The following is a 22,807-nucleotide window of genomic DNA, read 5'->3' as shown; positions in this document are numbered from 1 at the left end:
ATCATGACGCTCAACATCTGGCTGCTGTTCGTCACCACCACCTTTTTCGTGTCTGCCACGCCCGGCCCCAACATGCTGCTGGCCATGACCCATGGCATTCATTACGGGGTCAGGGCGACCTTCATCACCTGTCTTGGCCTGATGGCCGGCTTGTTGCTCTATATCCTGGTCTCGGCAGCCGGGCTGGGGGCCTTGCTCAGTACCTCGCCCAGACTGTTCACCGCCATCACCTGGCTGGGGGCAGCCTATCTGGTCTATCTGGGCATCCGCACCTGGCGGGCGGCGCCCGTGACGCCATCCGAACGACGCGACAATCAGACGCTCAATGCCCTGCAGCGCTTCCGCCATGGCTTTCTGGTGGCCCTGAGCAATCCGAAGGCGGTGATTTTTTTCACGGCGTTGTTTCCGCAGTTCATGAATTCGCAACGTGCCCAATTGCCGCAGTTGCTGATCCTGACTGCCTCGTTTTATCTGATTGAAGCCGGCTGGCAGTTTGTCTACGCCAGTGGCGGTGCCCGTCTGTCGGGCTGGCTGCAATCGGCGCGGCACATTCGTCTGGTCAACCGCCTGTCGGGCGGGGCATTCGTTTGTGCCGGCATCATTTTGACCGGTGTTTCACACCACTGAAGAAGCTTCGCCGGCCACGCGGCCGGCGTGATAACCATCTGCGCCCTGAGGGAGAAATTCATGGCACTCGTTTCGATGCGTCAACTGCTGGATCATGCGGCCGAATACGGTTACGGCTTGCCGGCGTTCAACGTCAATAACCTGGAACAGATGCGCGCCATCATGGAAGCCGCCGACAAGGTCGACGCACCGGTGATCGTGCAGGCCTCGGCCGGTGCACGCAAATACGCAGGCGCACCTTTCCTGCGTCACATGATTCTGGCGGCCGTGGAAGAGTTTCCGCATATCCCGGTCGTGATGCACCAGGATCACGGCACCAGCCCGGACATCTGCCAGCGCTCGATCCAGCTGGGTTTCAGCTCGGTGATGATGGATGGCTCGCTCAAGAGCGATGGCAAGACCCCGGCCGATTACGACTACAACGTTGAAGTGACCCGTACCGTGGTCAACTTCTCCCACGCCTGCGGCGTGTCGGTAGAAGGCGAGATCGGCTGCCTGGGTTCGCTGGAAACCGGCAAGGCCGGTGAAGAAGATGGTGTCGGCGCCGAAGGCACGCTGGATCACAGCCAGCTGCTGACCGATCCGGAAGAAGCCGCCCGCTTCGTGCGCGATACCGGCGTCGATGCGCTGGCTATCGCCATCGGTACCAGCCATGGTGCCTACAAGTTCAGCCGCAAGCCGACCGGCGATGTGCTGCGTATCGACCGCATCAAGGAAATCCATGCGCGCATTCCCAACACCCACCTGGTGATGCACGGCTCCTCCTCGGTACCGCAGGACTGGCTGGCCATCATCAATCAGTATGGCGGCGAGATTCCGGAAACCTATGGCGTACCGGTGGAAGAGATCGTCGAGGGCATCAAGCATGGCGTGCGCAAGGTGAATATCGACACCGACCTGCGTCTGGCCAGTACCGGTGCCATCCGCCGTTTCTTGGCGACGCATCCGGCCGAATTTGACCCGCGCAAGTATCTGGCCGAGACCATCAAGGCCATGCGCGACATCTGTATCGCGCGCTACGAGGCCTTCGGCTCCGCCGGCCAGGCCAGCAAGATCAAGGCCATCAGCCTCGACAGCATGGCCACTCGCTATGCCAAGGGCGAACTGTCGCAGATCATCAAGTAAGCCCTTCGTCCCGGGTCAATGCAAAACGGCAGCCTCTCTGGAGCGCTGCCGTTTTCTTTTGCCGGGGGAGAGACTCAGCGCTTGCTGCGACGCTGCTGCACGGCCTCGGCCAGCAGGGCCAGCAGCTTTTCACTATCTTCCCAACCGATGCAGCCATCGGTGATGCTCTGACCATATTGCAGTGCGCAACCGGGCTTCAGATCCTGACGCCCCTCGACCAGATGGCTCTCGACCATCACGCCGAAGATGTGCTGGTCGCCGGCGGCCATCTGGGCCGCCACATCCTGCGCCACCTCCATCTGGCGACGGTAATCCTTGCGGCTGTTGGCGTGACTGAAGTCGACCATCAGCTTGGGCGTCAGGCCGACTGCGCCCAGTTCGGAGGCCGCTGCCTTGACGTGCTCGGCGCTGTAGTTCGGCTCTTTGCCCCCGCGCAGGATCACGTGGCAATCGGGATTGCCACCGGTCGAGACAATGGCGGAATGGCCAGTCTTGGTGACAGACAGGAAATGGTGCGGCTGATTGGCCGCACGGATGGCATCGATGGCAATGCGCAGATTGCCGTCCGTGCCGTTTTTGAAGCCGACCGGACAGGACAGGCCCGAGGCCAGCTCGCGGTGCACCTGGGACTCTGTCGTACGGGCACCGATGGCACCCCAGGAAATCAGATCGGCAAAGTACTGCGGCGTGATCATGTCGAGGAATTCCGTCGCAGCCGGCATGCCCATCTGGTTCAGATCGAGCAGCAGGCGGCGAGCCAGGCGCAAGCCGGCGTTGATGTCGTAAGACTCGTCCAGGTGCGGATCATTGATCATGCCCTTCCAGCCCACCGTCGTGCGCGGCTTCTCGAAGTAGACCCGCATCACGATCACCAGCTCGCGCTCATAGGCCTTGCGCAGGGTGAGCAGACGGCGGGCATAGTCTTCTGCCGCCTCGATATCGTGGATCGAGCAGGGGCCGACCACGACCAGCAGACGATCGTCCTCACCGCGCAGAATGTCGGCAATCTCGCGACGGGTATTGAAGATCAGCTCGGATACCATGTCGCTGATCGGCAGCTCGTACAAATGCGCAATCGGTGGCAACAGCTCTTTAATCTCCCGGATGCGTACATCGTCTGTCTGGTGTTGCATGGCAATCCCTTGGTCTCTGTTTTTTATATCGATTTACAGCAAGATACCCTTTTTTGAATAATCAGGACAAGCCTTTTCCCTGCCCGATGCGGCAGTGCAAAAACAAAAACGCCACCGCGAGGGTGGCGTTTCGGGATGCAGCATGGGGCTGATCAGTCAGCGTATTGGCGCTTCATGCGCTCCCGGCGTTCCTGGGCCTCGACAGACAAGGTTGCGGTCGGACGGGCAATCAGACGCTTGAGGCCGATCGGTTCGCCGGTATCTTCACAGAAGCCGTAGGACCCGTCCTCGATTTGACGCAGCGACGCCTGGATCTTTTGCAGCAGCTTGCGCTCGCGATCCCGGGTGCGCAGCTCCAGCGCGTACTCTTCTTCCAGCGTGGCACGATCTGCCGGGTCAGGGGTGGCCTCCTGCTCCTGCAGATGGTTCGCCGTTGCGCTGGCGTTGATCAGCAATTCTTGCTGCATCTGCAACAAACGGTCTTTGAAGAACTCAAGATGGTCGGCGTTCATGTAATCGTCGCCGTCCCAGTTGAGAATATCCTGTTCGGTCAGCTTGGCCATAATTGGTGCTTCCAGCATAGAGTTGGCAGACAGGCGGAGAAGATTACCTACAGCTCCGGCTTTGTGCAACTATCTTGCCAAAGCCCTGTAACATTCCTGCTGCTGAGAACTTGTATAGCGTGATTCCGCTTCGGCTACAAGGTTTTTCATCAAAAGAAAGGCGGCCATGGCCGCCTTCCGTTTTCTTCTTGCCCAGCAACTGGCTTATTTCAGTGCCAGGATACCCTTGACCAGGGTCTTGATGTCCGCGTCGCTGACCTGGCTGTTCGGCGGCATCGGGACCTGGCCCCAGACGCCTACACCACCGGCCTTGACCTTGGCGACCAGCTTGGCTTCGGCACCCTTGTCGCCCTTGTACTTCTTGGCAACATCTTTCCAGGCCGGACCAACCAGTTTGTGGTCAATCGCATGACAGGCGAAGCAGCCGTCTTTTTGCGCCATCGGAACGATATCAGCCATCGCCGGTGCAGCCATCACACCGCTGACGACCGTTGCCAACAGAATTTTTTTCAACATCTGTTCTCTCCCTTTTTGGTTTGCACAATCAAATCTATCCGCAGAATATGACAAATAACCATAAATGCTAGACAAGAATCTTGAGTTGCATCAACAAACCATTCTCCAGCAGTCTGACCGGCAACATCAGAATCACCTGGATGATCAGGAACAAGATGATCGGCGACAGATCCACCCCGCCCACCACGGCACGGCGGAAAGGCCGCAGATAGGGGCGGGTGAGCGAATCGAGGATCGGCGCCAGCGGGTTGTAGGGGTTGATCCAGCTCATCACGGCCTGCACGATCACGGCGCCCATGAGCAGGAACAGAGACTGTTTGAAAAGATACAGTACGGTCAGCAGTGCCAGCGCCAGCAGGGTCTGCGGGGCGGCAAAATTATAGGGCAGGGGGTTGAGTGCCAGCAGCAGGCCATTGGCAATCAGACCGACGACCCAGGCAGCCAGCAGGGTAGCAATGTCATAGCTGCGGTAGCTGGGTACCAGCCGACGCATCGGCAAGACCAGGAAGTTGGTGACCGCCATGGAGAACTGACACAGGGGATGCCGGAAAGGTGCGTGAGCCACCTGCAGGTAGAAGCGCAGCAACAACACCAGCACAAACAGGTCGGATAGGGTTTTGATCAAAAACTGCAGCGTTTCGAAGATCATGTTAGTCCTGACTCAGCTGTTGGCCCATTTCGATGGAACGGGCGCGACAATCCATGGCACCGGCGACAATGGCCGCCTTGACCCCCTCCTGCTCGAAGCGGGCGATGGCCCGTTCGGTGGTACCCCCCTTAGACGTCACATTGCTGCGCAACTGGTCGATGGGCAGGGGCGACTGACGGGCCAGCTCGATGGCACCGTCGAACGTAGCCAGTACCAGATTGCGGGCACTGCTTTCATCGAAGCCCGCCTGGCGTGCCGCCTGCATCATTGACTCGATGAAATAGAACACATAGGCCGGGCCACTGCCGCTGACGCAGGTGATGTCATCGATACCGCTTTCCTGCGCCAGCCAGACCACCTGACCCACAGCAGCCATGACGGTGGCCGCCGCCTCGCGGTCGGCAGCCGACACCGAGGGTGCGGCATACAGACCGGAAACCCCCTTGCCCACCATGGAAGGCGTGTTGGGCATGACGCGAACCAGTCTGGCATTCGACATCCATCGTGCCAGCGCTTCGCTGCGAATACCGGCGGCAATGGAAATGACCAGCGCGCCGCCCAGGCGCGGCGCCAGCTCCCGGCACAGCGCTTTCAGCTGCTGCGGCTTGACGGCCAGCACCACCACATCCTGCGTATCAAAGGTGGCCGGCAAGTCGCGCAAGCCTTCTGTGCCGTACTGGGCAGCCAGGCGATCCAGCTTGTCCTGATTGCGATCCAGCACCCGGATATGATGTCCCGGCTGTTGGCTGAGACCGGCGATGATGGCGGCGGCCATATTGCCGCCGCCGATGAAAGTAATCTGCATGGATTCAGTTTCCGATCTGTCTGTGGCTGTAATCACGTGCGCCGAAAATGGCGGTGCCCACCCTTACCATGGTGGCACCTTGCTGAACTGCAAGCACCATGTCCGACGACATGCCCATCGATAATTCTTCCAGCGCCAGGCCCCGGCCGTTCAGTTCGTCGCGCAGGCTGCGCAGGGTACGAAAACGCGCTGCCAGCAGATCGCTGTCCGGCGTCGGTTCGGGAATGCACATCAGGCCGCGCAGGCGCAGATTCGGCAGGGTCGCAACCTGTTGCGCCAGCCCGGGCAAATCCGCCGGTGCGCAGCCGCTCTTACTGTCCTCTCCGGACACATTCACCTGCAGACACACGTTCAGTGGCGGCATCCCGGCAGGGCGTTGAGCGGAAAGCCGCTCGGCAATCTTGATCCGGTCGACCGAATGCACCCAATGAGCATATTCTGCCACGATACGGGTCTTGTTGGACTGAATCGGGCCAATAAAATGCCACTCGATCCCCAATGCCGTCAGTTCGGCGGCCTTGCCCGCAAACTCCTGCACGTAATTCTCACCGAAAGCCTGCTGACCGGCGGCCACCGCTTCACGAATGGCATCCGCGGGAAACGTCTTGCTTACCGCGATCAGCCGTACCGAACCGGCCGGCCGGTCCGCCTGTGACTCAGCCGTGCGAATTTGCTGGCGGACGTGGTCCAGCGCCATGCTGACAGATTGGGACATCGCAATTCCTGTGGTTGTTGAACGGCCGGCAAACCATCCGGAAGGTAGCCGGCCAGGAGATTATAAATGCAATTGGCGGCACTCCTTAAGCTTTGCTCCGCCCGGCAGGCATCCGATCTGCATCTCTCACCGGGCGAGCCCCCCATCCTGCGCATCCATGGCCGATTGCAGCGGCTGGCAGGCGAAGCCCTGTCTGCCACCAGCCTGCCAGTCCTGTTCGAGGGGCTGCTCAGCCGCTCACAGCGACACACCCTGCATCAACATCAGGCCTGTGATCTGCGGCTGGAGCTGGCCGGCGTGCAGGCCAGAGTTCATCTGTACTGGCAGCAACAAGGGCTGTCCGCAGCCATCCGGCTGCTGCCAGCGTCACCACCGGCACTGGCCACGCTGGGGCTGCCTGATGCCGTGGCGCACTGGCTGACGCTGACCAGCGGGTTGATTCTGGTGTGTGGTGCCACCGGCAGCGGTAAAAGCACCACACTGGCGGCGATATTGCATGAAATCAATCTGCAGCGTGCCTGCCATATCCTCACCCTGGAAGACCCGATCGAATTTCACCACCCCAGTCGCACGGCCCTGGTCACCCAGCGCGAAGTCCTGCACGGGCAGGGAGGGTTCGCTCCCTTGCTGCGCAGTGCACTGCGCGAAGATCCGGATATCATCATGGTGGGCGAGATTCGTGATGCCGACACCCTGCAACTGGTACTGCAGGCCGCAGAGACCGGTCATCTGGTCCTGTCGACCCTGCATACCCGCAGTTGCGCCGATGCCGTCGCCAGACTGTGCGGCATCATGCCGGCCGAGGCTCAGCCCGCCATCCGCCTGCAACTGGCGCAGTGCCTGCATGCCATCCTGGCGCAGCATCTTTTCCCCCATTCAGCCGGTCAGAGCCGGATTCTGGCGCATGAAGTCCTGCAAGCCACGGCCGCTGTTCGACACATCATCCGGGAAAACCGCCTCGATCAGCTGACATCGATTCTGCAGACCGGCAGGCATCAGGGCATGCACACCCTGCAGCAATGCATTGACTCATTGATTGCGCAGCATGTTCTCGACCGCCAGGAAGTCGGCGAGGTGCAGCCTGCATGGTCAACCACATGAAAAAACCGGCTGTTTCACGTGAAACAGCCGGTTTCAGGACGATTCGCTGCTTTACCGCGCAGCCAGCAGATTCGCCATCACCACATACTGTTCGACGCGAATGTTCTCCGGACGCAAGGTCGGGTCCACACCCGCAGCGGCAAAATCCTCGTCGCTCAGCAGGCCCTTGAGATTGTTGCGCAAGGTTTTGCGACGCTGGGCAAATGCTTGACTGACCAACTTCTCCAGCAAGGTTTCATCCTTGGCCAGGCCACAGCGACCCGGAGCCGGCATCATGCGAACCACGGCCGAATCCACCTTGGGCGGCGGCCAGAACGATTCCGGCGGGACGTCGATCAGGCTTTCCATTTCGAAACGATACTGCAGCATCACACTCAGTCGGCCGTAGTCGGCGCAGGAAGGCTCGGCCACCATGCGGTCCACCACCTCTTTCTGCAGCATGAAATGCATGTCGATCACCCGGTCGCCATAAGAGGCCAGGTGGAACAGCAGCGGGGTCGAAATGTTGTAGGGCAGGTTGCCGACAATTTTCAATTGCCCGGGGATGGAAGCGAAATCGAATGCCAGGGCATCGCCGGCATGAATCACCAGCTTGTCGGCCGGAAATTGCTGTTGCAGTCGGCTGATGATGTCTCGGTCGATCTCGACCACATGCAATTTGTTCAGGCGATTCAGCAGGGGCTGGGTAATGGCGCCCAGACCCGGACCGATTTCAATCACACTGTCGTCAGCTGCCGGATTGACGGCATCGACAATGCTTTCAATAATGCGCGAATCCTGCAGGAAGTTCTGCCCGAAACGCTTGCGGGGAATATGTTGATTCATGGTATCTCGATCAGATGAGCCGCCATTTTAACTGCTAACCGTCCATCAGGCAGAATCCGTTCACGCCGCCTGCCATCTGAATGTTGCGCCAGCCGACTTGCTCACCAGAGCCGACAGCGATTCACCCAGCTCCGAACCATCACGGGTATTGATCCATCGACCGTCATCCGTCAGGCTGAAATGGAAACCACCGCTTTTGGCCGCCAGCCAGATTTCCCGATTCGGCAGATGACGGTTGACGATCATCTTTTCTCCCGATTCGAATTCGATTTCCAGCACACCGCCGTTAAGTTCATAATCAAGATCAAGTGCACTTTCATCCAGCGCGGTCTGGAGCGAATCAAGCAGTGAATCGGTCAGATCGAGAAATTCGCTTTCAGTCATTTTTCTTCCTTGGTCATGCTCAGCAACATAGAGCTTTGTTAGTATCCATATTTTGCCACAGCGGATTTTATTGTATGCGAACCCTCACACTTTCTCTGATCATTGCAGTTTGCCTGAGCGCATGCGGCTTCAAGGGTCCGCTGTACCTGCCCGCCAAACCCGCAGCCAAGCCGGCCCCGACCCAAGCGGCGCCAGCGCCGGTGCCTGTCCAACCTCATTCTGATGCCAGCCAGCCATGACCCCGACCCACTACCGAGAAGACGAGCTTTACCTGGAAGATCTGCCACTCAGCGCCATTGCCGCTGAATTCGGCACACCGGCCTATGTGTATTCGGAAAAGGCGCTCAGCGAAGCCTATCAGAATTATCAGACGGCCTTCTCCAGACTGAATCCCCTGCTGTGTTATGCCGTCAAAGCCAACTCCAACCTGTCGATCCTGCAGCACTTCGCCCGTCTGGGCGCCGGTTTCGACATCGTCTCCGGCGGCGAACTGGCCCGCGTCCTGGCCGCGGGGGCCGAAGCCGGCAAAATCGTCTTTTCGGGTGTGGGCAAAACCGAGCAGGAAATGACCCAGGCACTGCTGGCCGGCATCAAGTGTTTCAATGTCGAGTCTCTGAATGAGCTGCTGAAGCTGAATGCCGTCGCCGGCAAACTGGGCAAAAAGGCCCCGATTTCCCTGCGCGTCAATCCGGATGTGGATGCACAGACACACCCCTATATCTCCACCGGTCTGAAGGACAACAAATTCGGCATTGCCTACGATACCGCGCTATCGATTTATCAACAGGCCAGCCAACTGCCCCACCTGCAGATTGTCGGCATTGATTGCCACATCGGCTCCCAACTGACCGACGCCACACCGCTGGTCGATGCCCTCGACCGCCTGCTCGGCCTGATCGATCAACTGGCGGCTCATGGCATTGCTTTGCATCATCTGGACATTGGCGGCGGCCTCGGCATTCGCTACCACCAGGAAACGCCGCCGGATCTGTCTGCCTTTGCCGATGCGCTGGTACAGCGCCTGCAAGGGCGCCAGCTGCAACTGGTGATGGAGCCCGGACGCTCTCTGGTGGGCAATGCCGGCATCCTGCTGACTCGTCTGGAATACCTCAAACTGGGCGAGCACAAGAACTTTGCCGTCGTGGACGCCGCCATGAATGACCTGATGCGGCCTTCCCTGTATTCGGCCTATCACACCATCCTGCCCGCCAAACGCCACGCCGGTCTGAGCGAGATCACCGTCGACGTCGTCGGCCCGATCTGCGAGTCCAGTGACTTCCTCGGCAAGGAACGCTCCCTGGCCATCGTCGAGGGCGACCTGCTGGCAGTCATGTCCTGCGGTGCCTATGGCTCCACCATGGCCAGTAACTACAACACCCGGACCCGCGCCGTTGAAGTTATGGTCCATGGAGATCAGGCCCGTATCATCCGCCAGCGGGAAACCATCGAAGCGCTGCTGGCCAATGAAATAGGCTGTCTCCAGACAGATCGTTGAACAAAACAACCATAAAACAGGGGAAGGCTACATGTCGCGCATTGCCCGCCACTTGCAGGCTCACAACATTCACAACCCCTTTCCGGGGTTGGTGAAGCTGCAGCAGAAACTGGGGCGTGAGATCACAACCCGACTTGGCTCCAACGAAAGTGCTCCCTTGCCCCTGCCGGCACTGACCGACCTGCTGGGCGAACAGGGCATGCTGCTGGCCAGCCAATACCCGGACCCTTACGCTCATGACATCCGCCAGCTGGCGGCCAGCCTCAACCAGGTCGATGGCAGCGAAGTGATCGTCGACAGCGGCGCCGACAGCCTGATCCTGCTCGCCCTGCGCCTTTGCTGCAATCTGGGCGACACCGTCATCACCAGTGCCGGCAGTTATCCCACCTTCCGCTACTTTGCCGAAGGTTGCGGCCAAAGAGTGGTTGAAGTCAGCCTGCAAAGTGGCTCGCAAGGACAACTGGAAGCTGATCTGGGCGCCCTGGCATTCAATGCCCACCAGTACAAGGCACAACTGGTTTATCTGGCCAATCCCGACAACCCGACAGGCCACTATCATTCACAGGCCGAGATCGAACGCTTCCGGCAGAGCCTGCCCGCCGATTGCATCCTGCTGCTGGACGAGGCCTATCTGGAGTTTGCCCTGCCGGGTGAAGCCCTCAGCAAGGTCATGCCCAATACCCTGCGTCTGCGAACGCTGTCGAAAGCCTATGCGCTGGCGGGCCTGCGCATCGGTTATGCGATCGGCCCTGCCGATCTGATTGCCAAGGCAGATGAAATCCGTCCGCAGTTTGCCGTGTCCTCCCTGGCGCAGCAGGCAGCGCGAATCGTCCTGCAGGCGCAGGACACTGTCCATTCCTTGCTAAATGCAACCATTGAACAGCGCAGCGCGCTAAGTGCAACCCTGGTACAGCATGGACTGACCGTTTTACCGAGTCATACCAACTTCATCTGCATTCATTATCCGGATTCCCTGATTGCCGAAAACGTGCAAAAGCGTCTGTTTGACCTCGGTGTGGCTGTCCACCGGCCGAGCCATCCGGCCGTTAATCATCTGATCCGTGTCACCGTGCCGGCCCAGCCGCTACCGGATTTCATTCTCGATGCGCTGATTCAGGCATGAAAAAAAGGGGCCGAGGCCCCTTTTTTTACATCCGCATCGCTTACAGCGCCTTCAGTACCTGCGCGGCCAGTGCAATGGTTTCCTCAATCAACGATTCGCTGTGGGCGTCCGACACAAAGCCCGCCTCGAAGGCCGATGGTGCCAGATACACCCCCTTGTCCAGCATACCGTGGAAGAAACGACGGAAAGCCGCGACATCCGCTGCCGAGACCTCGGCAAACGACGACGGTACCGATTCAGCCATGTACAGACCGAACATCCCGCCCACGCTATCCGCACACATCGGCACACCGGCCGCCCTGGCCGCCTGGCTAATACCCTGAGCCAATTGCGCCGTCCGGGCAGACAACGCTTCATGGAAGCCCGGTCGCTGAATCAGCCGCAGGGTTGTCAGCCCCGCCGCAACGGCCAGCGGATTCCCCGAGAGGGTACCTGCCTGATAGACGCTGCCCAGCGGGGCGATACAGCCCATAATGTCGGCGCGGCCACCAAAGGCCGCCAGCGGCATGCCTCCCCCCACGACCTTGCCCAGCGTGGTCATGTCCGGTGTGATGCCATGCAGGTGCTGGGCACAGTGCAGATCCACGCGGAAACCGGTCATGACTTCGTCGTAGATCAGCACAGAACCGTGCTGGCTGGTCAGGGCACGCAGTGCCTGAACAAAGGCCTGGCTCGGCTTGACCAGATTCATATTGCCGGCGAACGGTTCCAGGATCACACAGGCAATCGAATCACCGATCTCGGCAAAGGTTTTTTGCAACTGCTCGACGTTGTTGTACTCCAGCACCAGGGTGTGCTTGGTAAAGTCGGCCGGCACCCCGCCTGAAGAAGGCGTGCCGAAGGTCAGCAAACCGGAACCGGCCTTGACCAGCAGACTGTCCGAGTGACCGTGATAGCAGCCTTCGAACTTGACGATGGTATCGCGGCCGGTAAACCCCCGCGCCAGGCGGATGGCGCTCATCGTCGCTTCAGTGCCGGATGACACCAGACGCACCTGCTCGATCGACGGCACAAGGCGGCAGATTGCTTCGGCCAGATCAATTTCACCTTCAGTCGGCGCCCCGAACGACAGGCCGCCCAGTGCGGCTTTCTGCACGGCGGCGATCACCTCCGGGTGTGCATGCCCCAGAATGGCGGGTCCCCAGGAACCGACATAGTCGATGAAACGGTTGCCATCGGCATCCCACACATACGGACCATTGGCCCGGGTGATGAAGCGGGGCGTCCCGCCCACCGAACCGAAAGCCCGTACCGGGGAATTCACCCCGCCTGGAATGTGCTGCTTGGCACGCTCGAACAACTGCTGGTTACGCGACATGATGCATCCTGTTCATTCTCAACAAAGTTACTCGGATTGACTGGCCCATTGGCAATAAGGGTGATCCGACAACCAGGCATTGGTGAACCGGCCATCGGCAGTCACCTCCGCCCCCAGCCAGTCCGGCCGTTCAAAAGGGGTCTGTTCATCGGGCAATTCGATTTCCGCCAGAATCAGACCGGCATTGGCGCCGTCAAACTCATCGACTTCCCACAGCATGCCGCCATGCATCACCCGGGTGCGTCGCTTGTCGATCAGCATCGGGCACATGGTGTCCAGCATGGTGAGCGCATCGGCCAGAGGAATTTCATACTCGAACTCATGGCGGGAAGTGTCGGTCACTTTGGCCTTAAGCGTCAGCCAGGCCTGTTTCCCCACAACACGCACCCTGACCGTTCTGGCAGGGTCCACAGACAGATACCCCTGGCGATAGACCACCGGTTCGCCCAGTTCACGCCAGGCATCCCCGGTAACCAGAAAACGCCTTTCGATTTCCATGCCCATCAGACAATCCTGCTAAAAGGGTTTGACGACCACCAGAATGACGATGGCCAACAAAATAAACGTCGGGATTTCGTTAAATACCCGAAACCACACATGAGAACGCTGATTGCGGCCGGCAGCAAAATCACGGTAAATGCGCCCGCAATAATGCTGATACCCCAGCAAAACCAGAACCAGTGTCAATTTGGCGTGCAGCCACCCGCCGGCAAAGCCGAAACCAAGCCAAAGCCAGACACCCAGAATCATCGACATCAGCGAAAGCGGCATCATGAAGCGGTAAAGCTTGCGCGCCATGATCAACAGACGCTGGTATTCATCTCCCGGTTGCACCATCGCCAGATTGACGAAGAGTCGCGGCAGATAAAACAGGCCGGCAAACCAGGAGGTAACGAAGAAAATATGCAATGCCTTGAGATACAGATAACCCAAGATCAACTCCTGTTATTGGAGACAGACGGCAGAAATCAGATTTCCACCATTTCGAAATCATCCTTGCGCGCACCACATTCCGGGCAGGTCCAGTTGGGCGGAACATCTTCCCAGGGCGTACCGGGGGCAATCCCGTCATCCGGAAGACCCGAGGCTTCGTCATAAATGAAACCGCAGATCAGACACATCCAAGTACGCATTTGATTCCCCTTTGTAAGTTAGAATGACGATTCTATATGCAGACAGGACGGAGGTTAACCTTGGAAGCCAAAAACAAGCCTGTGGAAGCGCCGCCAGCCGTATTGACCCTGGCCGGTTCTGATCCGAGCGGCGGTGCCGGCATCCAGGCAGACATTCTGACCCTGGCCAGCCTCGGATGCCACCCCCTTTCGGTGATCACCGCCCTGACTGTACAAGATAGCGCCCGGGTCCACGACCTGATGGTCATCGATGCCGACTGGGTCAACGAACAGGCCCGTCTGCTGATGGAAGATATACCGGTGGCTGCCTTCAAGGTTGGTCTGATCGGCAGCGTGGAAAATGTCGCCGTGATTGCCCAGCTGGCGGCCGACTACCCGGATATTCCCCTGATTCTCGACCCGGTACTGGCCTCCGGCGGTGGGGACGCCTTCGCTGACGAAGACCTGATCGGCGCCATGCGCGACATGCTGCTGCCCCAGGTGACCATCCTGACACCCAACAGCATCGAAGCGCGCCGTCTGGCCAGCAATGATCCGGACGAGGAAGACGATCTGACCCTGGACGAATGTGCGACCCGTCTACTCGGCCTGGGCGCCGAGTATGTCCTGGTCACCGGTACCCATGAAAACACGCCGGAAGTCATCAATACCTTGTATGCCTCCGATGGCACGGCCCGTTCCCAACATTGGGAACGTCTGCCTGGCAGTTATCACGGCTCCGGCTGCACACTGTCTTCGGCCCTGGCGGCCATCCTGGCCTGTGGCAGCACACTGCTGGAAGCCGTCGACGATGCGCAGGAATACACCTATCAAACCTTGATCAATGGCTATCGCCCCGGCATGGGACAACATATTCCGGACCGCCTGTTCTGGGCCCGCGAAACGGAAGAAAATGAACAAAAAAAATAAAATCAGAGGGTTATATGCAATCACACCAGAAATTGCTGATGACAACCTTCTGGTCGAACAGGTCCGTCAGGTCCTGCTGGGTGGTGCCGGCATGGTGCAGTACCGCAGCAAGTCGAGCGATAACGCCATGAAATACCGTCAGGGCAAACAGTTACAACAACTCTGCCGCGAGCACGATGCCTTGTTCATCATTAATGACGACTTGGACCTGACTATCAAACTGAATGCAGACGGCGTGCATCTTGGCCAGGAAGACATGACCATCCGGCAGGCTCGTGTCGCCCTGGGTCCGCGCTGCATCATCGGTGCCTCCTGCTACAACAATCTGGAAACAGCCCGACTGGCGCAACAGGCGGGTGCCGATTACCTGGCCTTCGGCGCCGTCTTCCCCTCCGGCAGTAAACCCAGGGCGGTGCATGCCCCACTGGATCTGTTTGCGGCGGCACGCGTGCTGGAAAGACCCCTGGTTGCCATTGGCGGCATCCATGCCAATAACGCACACACGGTTCTGCAGGCGGGGGCGGATGCGGTCGCGGTCATTCAGGGATTATTCGGTACTCCAGACCCACGGCAGGCAGCCAAAACCCTTGCAGCGTTGTTTCAGTTACCCAGTCGGCCGGCAATCAACTGAACGATCCGCTGACTGGCCCCGCGGTGTTCCTGGCTGAAACGCAGCCCGGCAGCTGACATGGCAGACATGCGCTCTGGATCTGCCAGCAATTCATTGACTTTAACAACCAAATCAGTGCCCGAATCAACCTGCAGGGCAGCACCACCGGCCAGCGCCTTGCTGCAGGCATCGGCAAAGTTGTAGCTCGACGGCCCGATCAGCACTGGTCTGCCAATACTGGCAGGCTCAATCAGATTCTGCCCTCCCAGCGGCATCAGACTGCCGCCAATAAAGACCAGATCGGCGGCATGATAGTAGGCAAACATCTCGCCCATGCTATCCCCCAGCCAGACATCCGTCTCAGGCGCCACCGCCAGCTCATCACTGCGACATTGCACTACCAGCCCGCAGGACCGTGCCAGCGCCGCCACTGCGGAAAATCGCTCCGGATGGCGCGGCACCAGAACCAGCAATGGCCGCTCAGTCATTTCGCGCCAGGCCTGCAGGATCAGATTCTCTTCCCCCTCTCGGGTGCTGGCACAGACGAGTACCGGCCGTGGGCCAATTCTGGCCTTGAAGCCTGCGCCCAGTACGGCCTGTTCCGCCGGAGGGTCAAAATCGTATTTGGTATTGCCACATACCTCGATGTCCCTCCCCCCGATATCTGCCAGTCGTTCGGCATCCGCAGGCGTCTGCGCTGCAATGGCCGTCAATTGCGCCATCGCAGGCCGGATCAAGGCCGCCACACGGCGATAGCCACGACGCGATTTCTCGGACAGACGGGCGTTGACCAGAAACAGCGGCGTTTGGCTGTCATGGGCGGCAGCAATCAGATTCGGCCACAGCTCGGTTTCCATCAGCACACCGAAACGCGGGCGGTAGGCCGCCATGAAGGCGCGAACCGCCTGTGGATAATCGTAGGGCAGGTAACGGATTTCCGCCTCCCGGCCATACAGTGCCTCGGCACAGGCACGTCCGGTAGGGGTCATCTGTGTGATCAGCAGGGGAGCATCAGGCCAGCGCTGGCGCAGGGCGCGAATCAACGGCATGGCCGCGCGGGTTTCCCCCACCGAGACGGCATGCACCCAGATTCCGCCTTGCTGCTGGGGATAAAATGCTTTACCGAAGCGCTCATCCCAGTGATCCAGATAGGCAGGCGACTTGCGCGCACGTTTTTTCAGGTAATAACGCACCAGCGGTGTCAGCAGCCACCAGAGCAGGGAATAAAGCGCACGCCAGATCACTGAAAACCTCTGCGAGAAATCAATGCCTGCATCACCTCATCTACCGTCGGCATTTGGCCAATCCCTCCCAGGTTAATGGCATAGTCGGTCTCGCAGACACCGGTCAGCGCCGGATCCGTATCGGTATAAAGCGCCACCAGTGGCACATCCAGTGCATTGGCCAGATGACTGAGCCCGGTATCGACCCCCACCACGGCAGCCGCATGCCCCAATGCCGCAGCCGCCTGTTCCAGAGTCAAGCGCGGGGCGGCCATGGCATAGTCGGCCCCTGAAGCCAGTCGCTCGGCACGCTGCCGTTCAGTCTCATTCCCCCAGGGGTAGACCACAGCCAGACCGTATTGCTGTTGCAGACGCTGTGCCAGCGCCTGCCAGCAGGATTCCGGCCATTCCTTGCTGGCACGACTGGTTGCGTGAAGCAACATTACATAACGGCCTGCAGGCAGCCATGCCGGTCGTTCCCCGGGCAAAATGCCAAAGACCGGTGATCCCTGTACCGCATAGCCAAAGGCCGATGAGAACAAAGCACGATTGCGTTCTACGGCGGATTGCTGTCGAGACACCCTGAAGCGTTTGTTATAGAGCAGGCTGGCCAGCGGTTCACGCACACTTTGCCAGTCATAACCTGCCAGCGGACCACCACTCAGACGCGCAGGAATGGCACTTTTCAGCAAGCCTTGAGAATCAATCACCAAATCCCACTGCACAGACTGCAAGGCCTGCTTGAGTTGCCGCATCTCCCGCCAGGTCGAAGGTGAACAGATCTGCTTGCGCCAACGACGCCAGGCAAACGGAAACACCGTCTGCACAGCCGGATGCAAACGGGCAATATCGGCAAAATTTTCTTCTGCCAACCATGAAAGACGTAAATTGGGGTAGTGCTTGACCAGTTCGGTGATGGCGGGCCAGGTATGGATCAGGTCGCCCATCGACGACGTCCGCACAATCAAGACATTCATCATGGTCGGCATTGTATACGAGCCTGACAGTGGTTAACTACGTCGTTTTCGCCTTGTGGAAATGTGTATAAGCATGCATTTGCCCAGGTGACTGGATTTATCCACAAATCATCCTGCTGCTGCCAAGCACTTGCCCCCCTGCTTGGCAAACAGGGCAATCCCTTGTAAAAAAACAATAATCCATGGTTATCCACAACTGCAACGACCCTTCATCTTATTCATCAGTTTTTAAAAAGGGCATAATAGTAAACAGAACCATGCCAAACCACGGGTGTACAGACCATGCACACCTGACTGGCAACAACTGCTCGTAAACATGTGGGTAACTGACATCTCATCCCCATGCGGATAGTTATCCACATCCGGTACCCTGTGAAAAACATCAGTTGATAACAGGATTTTTTTGTCTTCAACATATTGATTTTAAGAATAAAAAAAGGCTTATCAACAGACAGGGTCTGCCTTCTACCAGTCTTATCAAATATAAAAAAGGTCAACTAGATACAATGCAATGCTCAGTCAGCGTCGTGCTTATTACCCTGAATGCAGCAGCACACCTGGAAAAGTGTCTGCAAAGTTGCCAATTTGCCGACGAAATCGTGGTGGTCGATTCAGGCAGTCATGATGCAACGCTTGAAATTGCACAACGCTACGGAGCCAGGACCATTGAACAAGCCTGGCTGGGATTCGGACCTCAGAAGCAGTTTGCTGTCGATCAGGCCAGTCATGACTGGGTACTCTGTCTGGATGCCGATGAATGGTTATCTGAAGAATTAGCTAATAATATCAAGGCAATATTGAGTTATCCACAGCATGAGTGCTACCACTTTGCACGCTGCAACAAGTTCATGGGACGCTTCCTGCGTCATGGCGAGGGTTATCCGGATCTGAGCCTGAGATTATTTGATCGTCGCAAGGCACACTGGTCTGACGACAAGGTGCACGAGTATGTGGTGACGAATTCGGCTGTGGGGCGCATTGCCGGAGATCTGATGCATGAGTCGGGGGAAGATATTGCCCACTATCTGAACAAGCAAAACCAATACACTTCACTGCAGGCCAGACAGATGTTTGAGAACAGAAAAAACGTTTCGCTGGCCAAGATGTTGCTCAGCCCGCTGATTCGCTTTATTAAGTTCTATCTGGTTCGACAAGGCTGGCGGGATGGTTTGCCAGGCCTGGTGCATATTTCGATCGGATGCATGAACTCTTTCATAAAGTATGCGAAACTGCGTGAGTTTTACCGTCTGGAGCACGTGGCATGAAGGTATTGGTAACCGGTGCGGCAGGTTTTATCGGCCGTGCAGTCTGTGAAAAACTGCTGGATTGTGGTCAGCACACCGTACTGGCTGTGGATAACCTGAACGACTACTACTCCGTCGAACTGAAACATGCCCGTCTGGCTACTTTGCAAGGACGGCAGGACTTCGAATTTCATCAGCTGGATATTGCCGATGCACCGGCACTGGATGCCCTGTTTGACGGTCAGGGGATCGATTATGTAATTCATCTGGCTGCACAGGCCGGCGTGCGCTACTCGCTCAAGAATCCCCATGCTTATGCACAGAGCAATCTGATGGGGATGACCAATCTGCTGGATGTTTGCCATCGCCACGGTATCAAGCACCTGGTATTTGCCAGCTCGAGCAGTGTCTATGGAAAAAATGCCAAGGTGCCTTTTGCCGAAGACGATCGCACTGACGAACCGGTCAGCTTCTATGCCGCCACCAAGAAGGCTGGCGAGGTGATGGCACACAGTTTTGCCCATCTCTACCAGATGCCGGTGACGGCATTGCGTTTCTTTACGGTCTACGGACCGTGGGGACGTCCGGACATGGCGCCATGGATGTTTACAGAATCTATCCTTAATGGTGAAACCATCAGGGTTTTCAATAATGGCGATTTGCAGCGCGATTTCACCTATATCGACGATATTGTCGAAGGGGTGTTGGCGGTCATGACTCGGATTCCGGATACCCAGGTGCCGTTTGCACTCTTCAATATCGGTAACAATAATCCGGTGCGACTGATGGACTTCATCAGTACGGTGGAGGAGGCCTGCGGTCAGAAAGCCAACAAGACATTCCTGCCAATGCAGGATGGAGATGTTCCCATCACCTATGCCGACACTCGCCGGCTGCACGCAGCCACCGGTTTTGCGCCTTCTACACCGCTGGCCCAGGGAATGAAAAAATTCGTCGACTGGTACAAGGCCTATCACGGTCTGTAAGGCATATCCCGATTGCCGGGACGGCAAGGCGTTTTGAGCGTGTTTGTTTTCAGATTGATAGCAGGAGTCAGGTGAGACAGAGATCGTCGCTTACAGCGTGTTTCTGTGCGATGTTTTTTTCACCCGGGCATAAAAAAACCGCCAGTGAACTGGCGGTTTTTTTTATGAATCCTGGCGAGACAGATCCGTGAGTGGTGATCGCCGCGTGACCATGATCTTGTCGACCCGGGTTTTGTCCATGTCGACCACCTCGAAGCCGAAATCCAGACACTCCATGCGATCTGCAACCTGAGGAACACGACCCAGGCGATACATGATGATGCCCCCCAGGGTGTGAATATTGCCGGTCTCTTCGCCGGGCAGCAGTTCGTCATGGTCGATGTCGAAGAATTCTTTGAACTCATCCAGCGTCACGGTGCCATCCATCAGCCAGCTGTTTTCATCACGCTGGACAATGCTGTCATCTTCCTGATCGGTCGCCGGCAGATCGCCCACAATGGCTTCCAGGACGTCATTCATGGTGACCAGGCCTTCCAGCTCGCCATATTCATCGACCACCAGCGCGATATGGGTACGCGCCATCTTGAACTGTTCCAGCAGTTGTTTCAGCGAGACTGAGGCCGGGACGTAGAGTGGCGGCGTCAGATCTGCCAGGAAATCGACGGCCTGACCGCTGAGCAGGCGATCCAGCATGCGCTTGGATTCGAGGATGCCGATGATGTGTTCCATGCCGCCGCGACCGACGGGAAAGCGCGAATAGGGGCTTTGTTGCAGCAAGGCCGAATTCTCCGCCTCACTGTCTTCCAGGTCGACCGACACAATGTCTTTGCGCGGGGTCATGATCGAGGCGACTTTGCGGTCATCCAGCCGGAAGATGTTCTCGACCAGTTCCTGCTCTGCGCGGTCGAACACGCCTTCGTCCGCGCCTTGTTCCATCAGCACGCGGATCTCTTCTTCAGTAATCGAGGGTTCACGGCTCTGTCTGGCGCCGATCAGGCGCAACAGGCCATCCGTCAGCACGCTCAGCACCTTGACCAGTGGCGCAGCCAGTTGTGACAGGATGGCCATCGGTCGTGCCATGTTGCAGGCAACCAGTTCAGGGTTGTGCATGGCCAGACGCTTGGGCACCAGCTCGCCGAGGATCAGGGACAGGGCAGTGACAAAGACAATCACCAGGGTATCGGCCAGTGCTTTGCTGACGGGCGCCAGCAACGGGTAGGGCTGCAGCCAGGCATGCACATCGCTGGCAATGGAGGCTTCGGCATAGACACCGGACGTGATGCTGATGAAGGTGATACCAATTTGAATGGTCGACAGAAACCGGGTGGGATCTTCGGTCAGATTCAGGGCGGTTTGCGCTCCCTTGTTGCCTTCTTCGGCCCATTGCTGCAAACGGACCTTGCGGGAAGAAACCAATGCCAGTTCGGACATGGCAAACACGGCATTGAAGAGAATCAGCAGCAGCAATATCAGTATGTCCACGGCCCTTGGGTACTTTGTTCAGGAAGCCTTAGGATAGGGCAAGGGCGTGGTCGAGGGAAGCTGTAGATTATTCCGGATGAAAATATCACCCTGCATTCAGATCAATGAAGGTTGAATCTCGGCACGCTGCCAGTCGATTGCTGCTTGTCCCTGTGCCTGCAGCCACTGATTCGCCTGCGAGAAGTGTCCGCACTGCATGAAGCCGCGGCTGGCAGACAGTGGTGAAGGATGCGCTGCCTGCAGGACCAGATGTCGTTGTTGATCAATGCGTTCTGCCTGACTGCGAGCCCAGTTACCCCAGAGCAGGAAGACACAGCCTGGATTCAGGGTATTGACCGCATCCAGCAAGGCCGTGGTGACGGTCTGCCAGCCCAGTTTGCCATGGCTGCCTGCCTGATCGGCTTCCACCGTCAGTACGCTGTTGAGCAGCAGGACGCCCTGACGCGCCCAGTCGGTCAAATCCCCCTGCTTGCGCAGCGGTCTGTCTGTATCCCGTGCCAGTTCCTTATAAATATTGCGCAGAGACGGGGGAATCTTCACCCCCGGCGACACGGAGAAGGACAAGCCCATGGCTTCGCCGGCGCCGTGATAGGGATCCTGACCGAGAATCACCACCCGAACCGATTCAGGGCCAGAGAATGACAGTGCGCGAAAGATGTTGTCTCGTGCCGGATAGATAAGGTGGCCTGCCTGCTGGCGTGCGCTTAACTGTTGATCCAGGGAGTGAAGAGCCGTGCGGACAGCTGGCCGATCCAGAATGGCACGCCAGGCGGGTTCGACACGCTCAAGGGCTGGCGACAGGAAGGAGTAATCAGACATGAATCAATCTTGGCAATGAAAAGAAAAACCCCGCCGGGGCGGGGGATCAGTATCTCGGTACTGAATCATCGATGGTGGCTGACCAGGCATCAATACCGCCGTGCAGGCTGAGTACCTGATCAAAACCGACCTGACGCAGAAAGTGACAGACCTGAAGGCTGCGCATGCCATGATGGCAGACCGTGACGATCAAACGATCGTCCGGCAGTTCGTTATGGCGCAACGGAATCAGATTCATCGGCAGATGCACCGATCCCTCGATATGCGCCATCTGCCACTCCCAGTCTTCGCGGACATCCAGCAGCAGCGGCGCCGGCTCCGACGAATTCAGCCTTGCCGCCAGCGCTTCGCAGGTGATTTCCATCGCCATCAGAAGACGAACTGCTCGGGTTGCAGGGCTTCACTGCCTTGCAGTCTGGGCAGGACCGTTTCGTACAGCTTGGTCTCGGCAAACACGTTGTCGCTTTCACGGCGCACCAGAACCACAGACATGACTGGCAACTGACCGACCGTCACCATCATGCGACCACCCACTGCCAGCTGTTGCTTGAGTACTTCCGGTACCACTGGCAGCGAACCACCGACGAAGATGGCATCGAAAGGCGCATGTTGAGCCAGACCTTCCAGACCGTTGGCATGGATCAGCTGCACGTTTTGACAGCCTGCCTGATGCAGATGATCGGCTGCGATGGCTTGCATGCTGCCATCACAGTCGATGCTGTAGACCTGTTCGACCAGTCTGGACAGCAAGGCGGTGACATAACCGCTGCCGGTACCGATTTCCAGCACCTTGTCGCCTGCCTGCAGGGCAAGATCCTGGATCATGCGGGCTTCTTGCTTTGGTTGCAGCATGCGGCTGCCATTGGGCAAGGGCAGTTCGACATCGGTAAACGCCAGTGCGCGCTGATCATCGGCGACAAAATCTTCGCGTTTCACGTGAAACAGCAAATCGAGGATGGTCGGATCCAGTACTTCCCAGGGGCGGATTTGTTGCTCGACCATGTTGAATCGCGCTTGTTCGAAATCCATTCAGCACACTCCGCAG

Annotated in this window: 28 protein-coding genes; 10 read left to right on the top strand and 18 right to left on the bottom strand. The window is 58.0% G+C overall.

Annotated elements, in window-relative coordinates:
* Window positions 1-3: 3 nt before the first annotated feature.
* Together JNO51_RS16670 and fba are read left to right on the top strand one after the other, a co-directional pair.
* On the top strand, window positions 4-627 hold the full coding sequence (locus JNO51_RS16670) for a LysE family translocator (protein ID WP_215779549.1): 624 nt from the start codon (window positions 4-6) through the stop codon (window positions 625-627).
* A 60-nt stretch (window positions 628-687) separates the two neighbouring features.
* The gene (gene fba / locus JNO51_RS16665; protein ID WP_215779547.1) at window positions 688-1,752 is read left to right on the top strand and encodes a class II fructose-bisphosphate aldolase; all 1,065 of its coding nucleotides are present in this window, start codon (window positions 688-690) and stop codon (window positions 1,750-1,752) included.
* Between the two features lie 74 nt (window positions 1,753-1,826).
* Here the strand turns inward: fba and aroG are convergent, their stop codons facing one another.
* The 6 genes from aroG to JNO51_RS16635 all read right to left on the bottom strand — a co-directional run bounded on the left by aroG (window position 1,827) and on the right by JNO51_RS16635 (window position 6,133).
* Window positions 1,827-2,885, bottom strand: coding sequence for a 3-deoxy-7-phosphoheptulonate synthase AroG (gene aroG, locus JNO51_RS16660; RefSeq protein ID WP_215779545.1), 1,059 nt, complete (start codon window positions 2,883-2,885; stop codon window positions 1,827-1,829).
* Between the two features lie 152 nt (window positions 2,886-3,037).
* Window positions 3,038-3,448 (bottom strand): RNA polymerase-binding protein DksA, encoded by a 411-nt coding sequence (dksA, locus tag JNO51_RS16655; RefSeq protein WP_215779543.1) that lies wholly within the window; start codon window positions 3,446-3,448, stop codon window positions 3,038-3,040.
* Between the two features lie 204 nt (window positions 3,449-3,652).
* The gene (locus tag JNO51_RS16650) at window positions 3,653-3,964 is read right to left on the bottom strand and encodes a c-type cytochrome (protein ID WP_338620037.1); all 312 of its coding nucleotides are present in this window, start codon (window positions 3,962-3,964) and stop codon (window positions 3,653-3,655) included.
* Window positions 3,965-4,031: 67 nt separating this feature from the next.
* The gene (locus JNO51_RS16645) at window positions 4,032-4,613 is read right to left on the bottom strand and encodes a YggT family protein (RefSeq protein WP_215779541.1); all 582 of its coding nucleotides are present in this window, start codon (window positions 4,611-4,613) and stop codon (window positions 4,032-4,034) included.
* 1 nt (window position 4,614) lies between these two features.
* Window positions 4,615-5,418, bottom strand: coding sequence for a pyrroline-5-carboxylate reductase (gene proC / locus JNO51_RS16640; protein ID WP_215779539.1), 804 nt, complete (start codon window positions 5,416-5,418; stop codon window positions 4,615-4,617).
* 4 nt (window positions 5,419-5,422) lie between these two features.
* Window positions 5,423-6,133 carry a YggS family pyridoxal phosphate-dependent enzyme gene (locus JNO51_RS16635; RefSeq protein WP_215779537.1) on the bottom strand — a complete coding sequence of 237 codons (711 nt, stop codon included), beginning with the start codon at window positions 6,131-6,133 and terminating at the stop codon, window positions 5,423-5,425.
* Between the two features lie 66 nt (window positions 6,134-6,199).
* Here JNO51_RS16635 and JNO51_RS16630 point away from each other — a divergent pair, with 66 nt between their 5' ends.
* Window positions 6,200-7,234 carry a type IV pilus twitching motility protein PilT gene (locus JNO51_RS16630; RefSeq protein WP_215779534.1) on the top strand — a complete coding sequence of 345 codons (1,035 nt, stop codon included), beginning with the start codon at window positions 6,200-6,202 and terminating at the stop codon, window positions 7,232-7,234.
* A 51-nt stretch (window positions 7,235-7,285) separates the two neighbouring features.
* Here JNO51_RS16630 and rsmA read toward each other — a convergent pair whose 3' ends face one another.
* The gene (gene rsmA / locus JNO51_RS16625) at window positions 7,286-8,059 is read right to left on the bottom strand and encodes a 16S rRNA (adenine(1518)-N(6)/adenine(1519)-N(6))-dimethyltransferase RsmA (protein WP_215779532.1); all 774 of its coding nucleotides are present in this window, start codon (window positions 8,057-8,059) and stop codon (window positions 7,286-7,288) included.
* A 60-nt stretch (window positions 8,060-8,119) separates the two neighbouring features.
* On the bottom strand, window positions 8,120-8,443 hold the full coding sequence (gene cyaY / locus JNO51_RS16620) for an iron donor protein CyaY (RefSeq protein ID WP_215779530.1): 324 nt from the start codon (window positions 8,441-8,443) through the stop codon (window positions 8,120-8,122).
* Window positions 8,444-8,517: 74 nt separating this feature from the next.
* On the opposite strand from cyaY, the gene JNO51_RS17580 reads away from it, so the two are divergent.
* Genes JNO51_RS17580 through JNO51_RS16610 form a run of 3 tightly spaced genes read left to right on the top strand, consistent with a single transcriptional unit; the run spans window position 8,518 to window position 11,061 of the window.
* A complete protein-coding gene (locus tag JNO51_RS17580; protein ID WP_338620046.1) occupies window positions 8,518-8,682 on the top strand; it encodes a lipoprotein in 165 nt (54 codons plus the stop codon).
* Window positions 8,679-9,938 (top strand): diaminopimelate decarboxylase, encoded by a 1,260-nt coding sequence (gene lysA, locus JNO51_RS16615; protein WP_215779527.1) that lies wholly within the window; start codon window positions 8,679-8,681, stop codon window positions 9,936-9,938. Before JNO51_RS17580 ends, lysA begins: the two co-directional genes overlap by 4 nt.
* Before the next feature lie 31 nt (window positions 9,939-9,969).
* Window positions 9,970-11,061 carry a histidinol-phosphate transaminase gene (locus tag JNO51_RS16610; protein ID WP_215779525.1) on the top strand — a complete coding sequence of 364 codons (1,092 nt, stop codon included), beginning with the start codon at window positions 9,970-9,972 and terminating at the stop codon, window positions 11,059-11,061.
* A gap of 40 nt (window positions 11,062-11,101) precedes the next feature.
* Here the strand turns inward: JNO51_RS16610 and hemL are convergent, their stop codons facing one another.
* The 4 genes from hemL to JNO51_RS16590 are packed head-to-tail and all read right to left on the bottom strand — an operon-like array spanning window position 11,102 to window position 13,512.
* Window positions 11,102-12,379: a glutamate-1-semialdehyde 2,1-aminomutase gene (gene hemL / locus JNO51_RS16605; RefSeq protein WP_215779522.1), complete on the bottom strand. Its 1,278-nt coding sequence runs from the start codon at window positions 12,377-12,379 to the stop codon at window positions 11,102-11,104.
* Between the two features lie 27 nt (window positions 12,380-12,406).
* Entirely contained in the window at window positions 12,407-12,883 is a 477-nt protein-coding gene (locus tag JNO51_RS16600; protein WP_215779520.1) for a CYTH domain-containing protein, read from the bottom strand.
* A gap of 12 nt (window positions 12,884-12,895) precedes the next feature.
* Entirely contained in the window at window positions 12,896-13,312 is a 417-nt protein-coding gene (locus JNO51_RS16595) for a CopD family protein (protein ID WP_215779518.1), read from the bottom strand.
* Between the two features lie 35 nt (window positions 13,313-13,347).
* Complete coding sequence (locus JNO51_RS16590; RefSeq protein WP_252346130.1) at window positions 13,348-13,512, bottom strand: rubredoxin; 165 nt, start codon at window positions 13,510-13,512, stop codon at window positions 13,348-13,350.
* Window positions 13,513-13,572: 60 nt separating this feature from the next.
* Here JNO51_RS16590 and JNO51_RS16585 point away from each other — a divergent pair, with 60 nt between their 5' ends.
* Together JNO51_RS16585 and thiE are read left to right on the top strand one after the other, a co-directional pair.
* Window positions 13,573-14,421 (top strand): hydroxymethylpyrimidine/phosphomethylpyrimidine kinase, encoded by an 849-nt coding sequence (locus JNO51_RS16585; protein WP_252346129.1) that lies wholly within the window; start codon window positions 13,573-13,575, stop codon window positions 14,419-14,421.
* On the top strand, window positions 14,336-15,052 hold the full coding sequence (gene thiE, locus JNO51_RS16580) for a thiamine phosphate synthase (protein ID WP_252346128.1): 717 nt from the start codon (window positions 14,336-14,338) through the stop codon (window positions 15,050-15,052). The genes JNO51_RS16585 and thiE overlap by 86 nt, the downstream gene beginning before the upstream one ends.
* Here thiE and waaA read toward each other — a convergent pair.
* Both waaA and waaC read right to left on the bottom strand, forming a co-directional pair.
* Window positions 15,022-16,275 (bottom strand): lipid IV(A) 3-deoxy-D-manno-octulosonic acid transferase, encoded by a 1,254-nt coding sequence (gene waaA / locus JNO51_RS16575; RefSeq protein ID WP_215779513.1) that lies wholly within the window; start codon window positions 16,273-16,275, stop codon window positions 15,022-15,024. The genes thiE and waaA overlap by 31 nt on opposite strands.
* A complete protein-coding gene (gene waaC, locus JNO51_RS16570) occupies window positions 16,272-17,234 on the bottom strand; it encodes a lipopolysaccharide heptosyltransferase I (protein WP_371822857.1) in 963 nt (320 codons plus the stop codon). The genes waaA and waaC overlap by 4 nt, the downstream gene beginning before the upstream one ends.
* 524 nt (window positions 17,235-17,758) lie before the next feature.
* Between waaC and JNO51_RS16565 the strand changes: the two genes are divergently transcribed.
* Complete coding sequence (locus tag JNO51_RS16565; protein ID WP_252346127.1) at window positions 17,759-18,496, top strand: glycosyltransferase family 2 protein; 738 nt, start codon at window positions 17,759-17,761, stop codon at window positions 18,494-18,496.
* On the top strand, window positions 18,493-19,461 hold the full coding sequence (locus JNO51_RS16560) for an NAD-dependent epimerase/dehydratase family protein (RefSeq protein WP_215779511.1): 969 nt from the start codon (window positions 18,493-18,495) through the stop codon (window positions 19,459-19,461). Before JNO51_RS16565 ends, JNO51_RS16560 begins: the two co-directional genes overlap by 4 nt.
* Before the next feature lie 162 nt (window positions 19,462-19,623).
* On the opposite strand, the gene JNO51_RS16555 is transcribed toward JNO51_RS16560, so the two are convergent.
* The 4 genes from JNO51_RS16555 to JNO51_RS16540 form a co-directional block, all read right to left on the bottom strand.
* Window positions 19,624-20,943 carry a hemolysin family protein gene (locus tag JNO51_RS16555; protein WP_215779501.1) on the bottom strand — a complete coding sequence of 440 codons (1,320 nt, stop codon included), beginning with the start codon at window positions 20,941-20,943 and terminating at the stop codon, window positions 19,624-19,626.
* Between the two features lie 96 nt (window positions 20,944-21,039).
* Entirely contained in the window at window positions 21,040-21,762 is a 723-nt protein-coding gene (ung, locus tag JNO51_RS16550; protein ID WP_215779499.1) for a uracil-DNA glycosylase, read from the bottom strand.
* 46 nt (window positions 21,763-21,808) lie between these two features.
* Window positions 21,809-22,132 (bottom strand): rhodanese-like domain-containing protein, encoded by a 324-nt coding sequence (locus JNO51_RS16545; protein WP_215779496.1) that lies wholly within the window; start codon window positions 22,130-22,132, stop codon window positions 21,809-21,811.
* Window positions 22,132-22,791: a protein-L-isoaspartate O-methyltransferase gene (locus JNO51_RS16540; RefSeq protein ID WP_215779494.1), complete on the bottom strand. Its 660-nt coding sequence runs from the start codon at window positions 22,789-22,791 to the stop codon at window positions 22,132-22,134. Before JNO51_RS16540 ends, JNO51_RS16545 begins: the two co-directional genes overlap by 1 nt.
* Between the last annotated feature and the right edge of the window lie 16 nt (window positions 22,792-22,807).

Source organism: Paludibacterium sp. B53371, assembly GCF_018802765.1.
Classification (GTDB): domain Bacteria; phylum Pseudomonadota; class Gammaproteobacteria; order Burkholderiales; family Chromobacteriaceae; genus Paludibacterium.
This window is presented reverse-complemented; position numbering and strand designations above follow the sequence as displayed.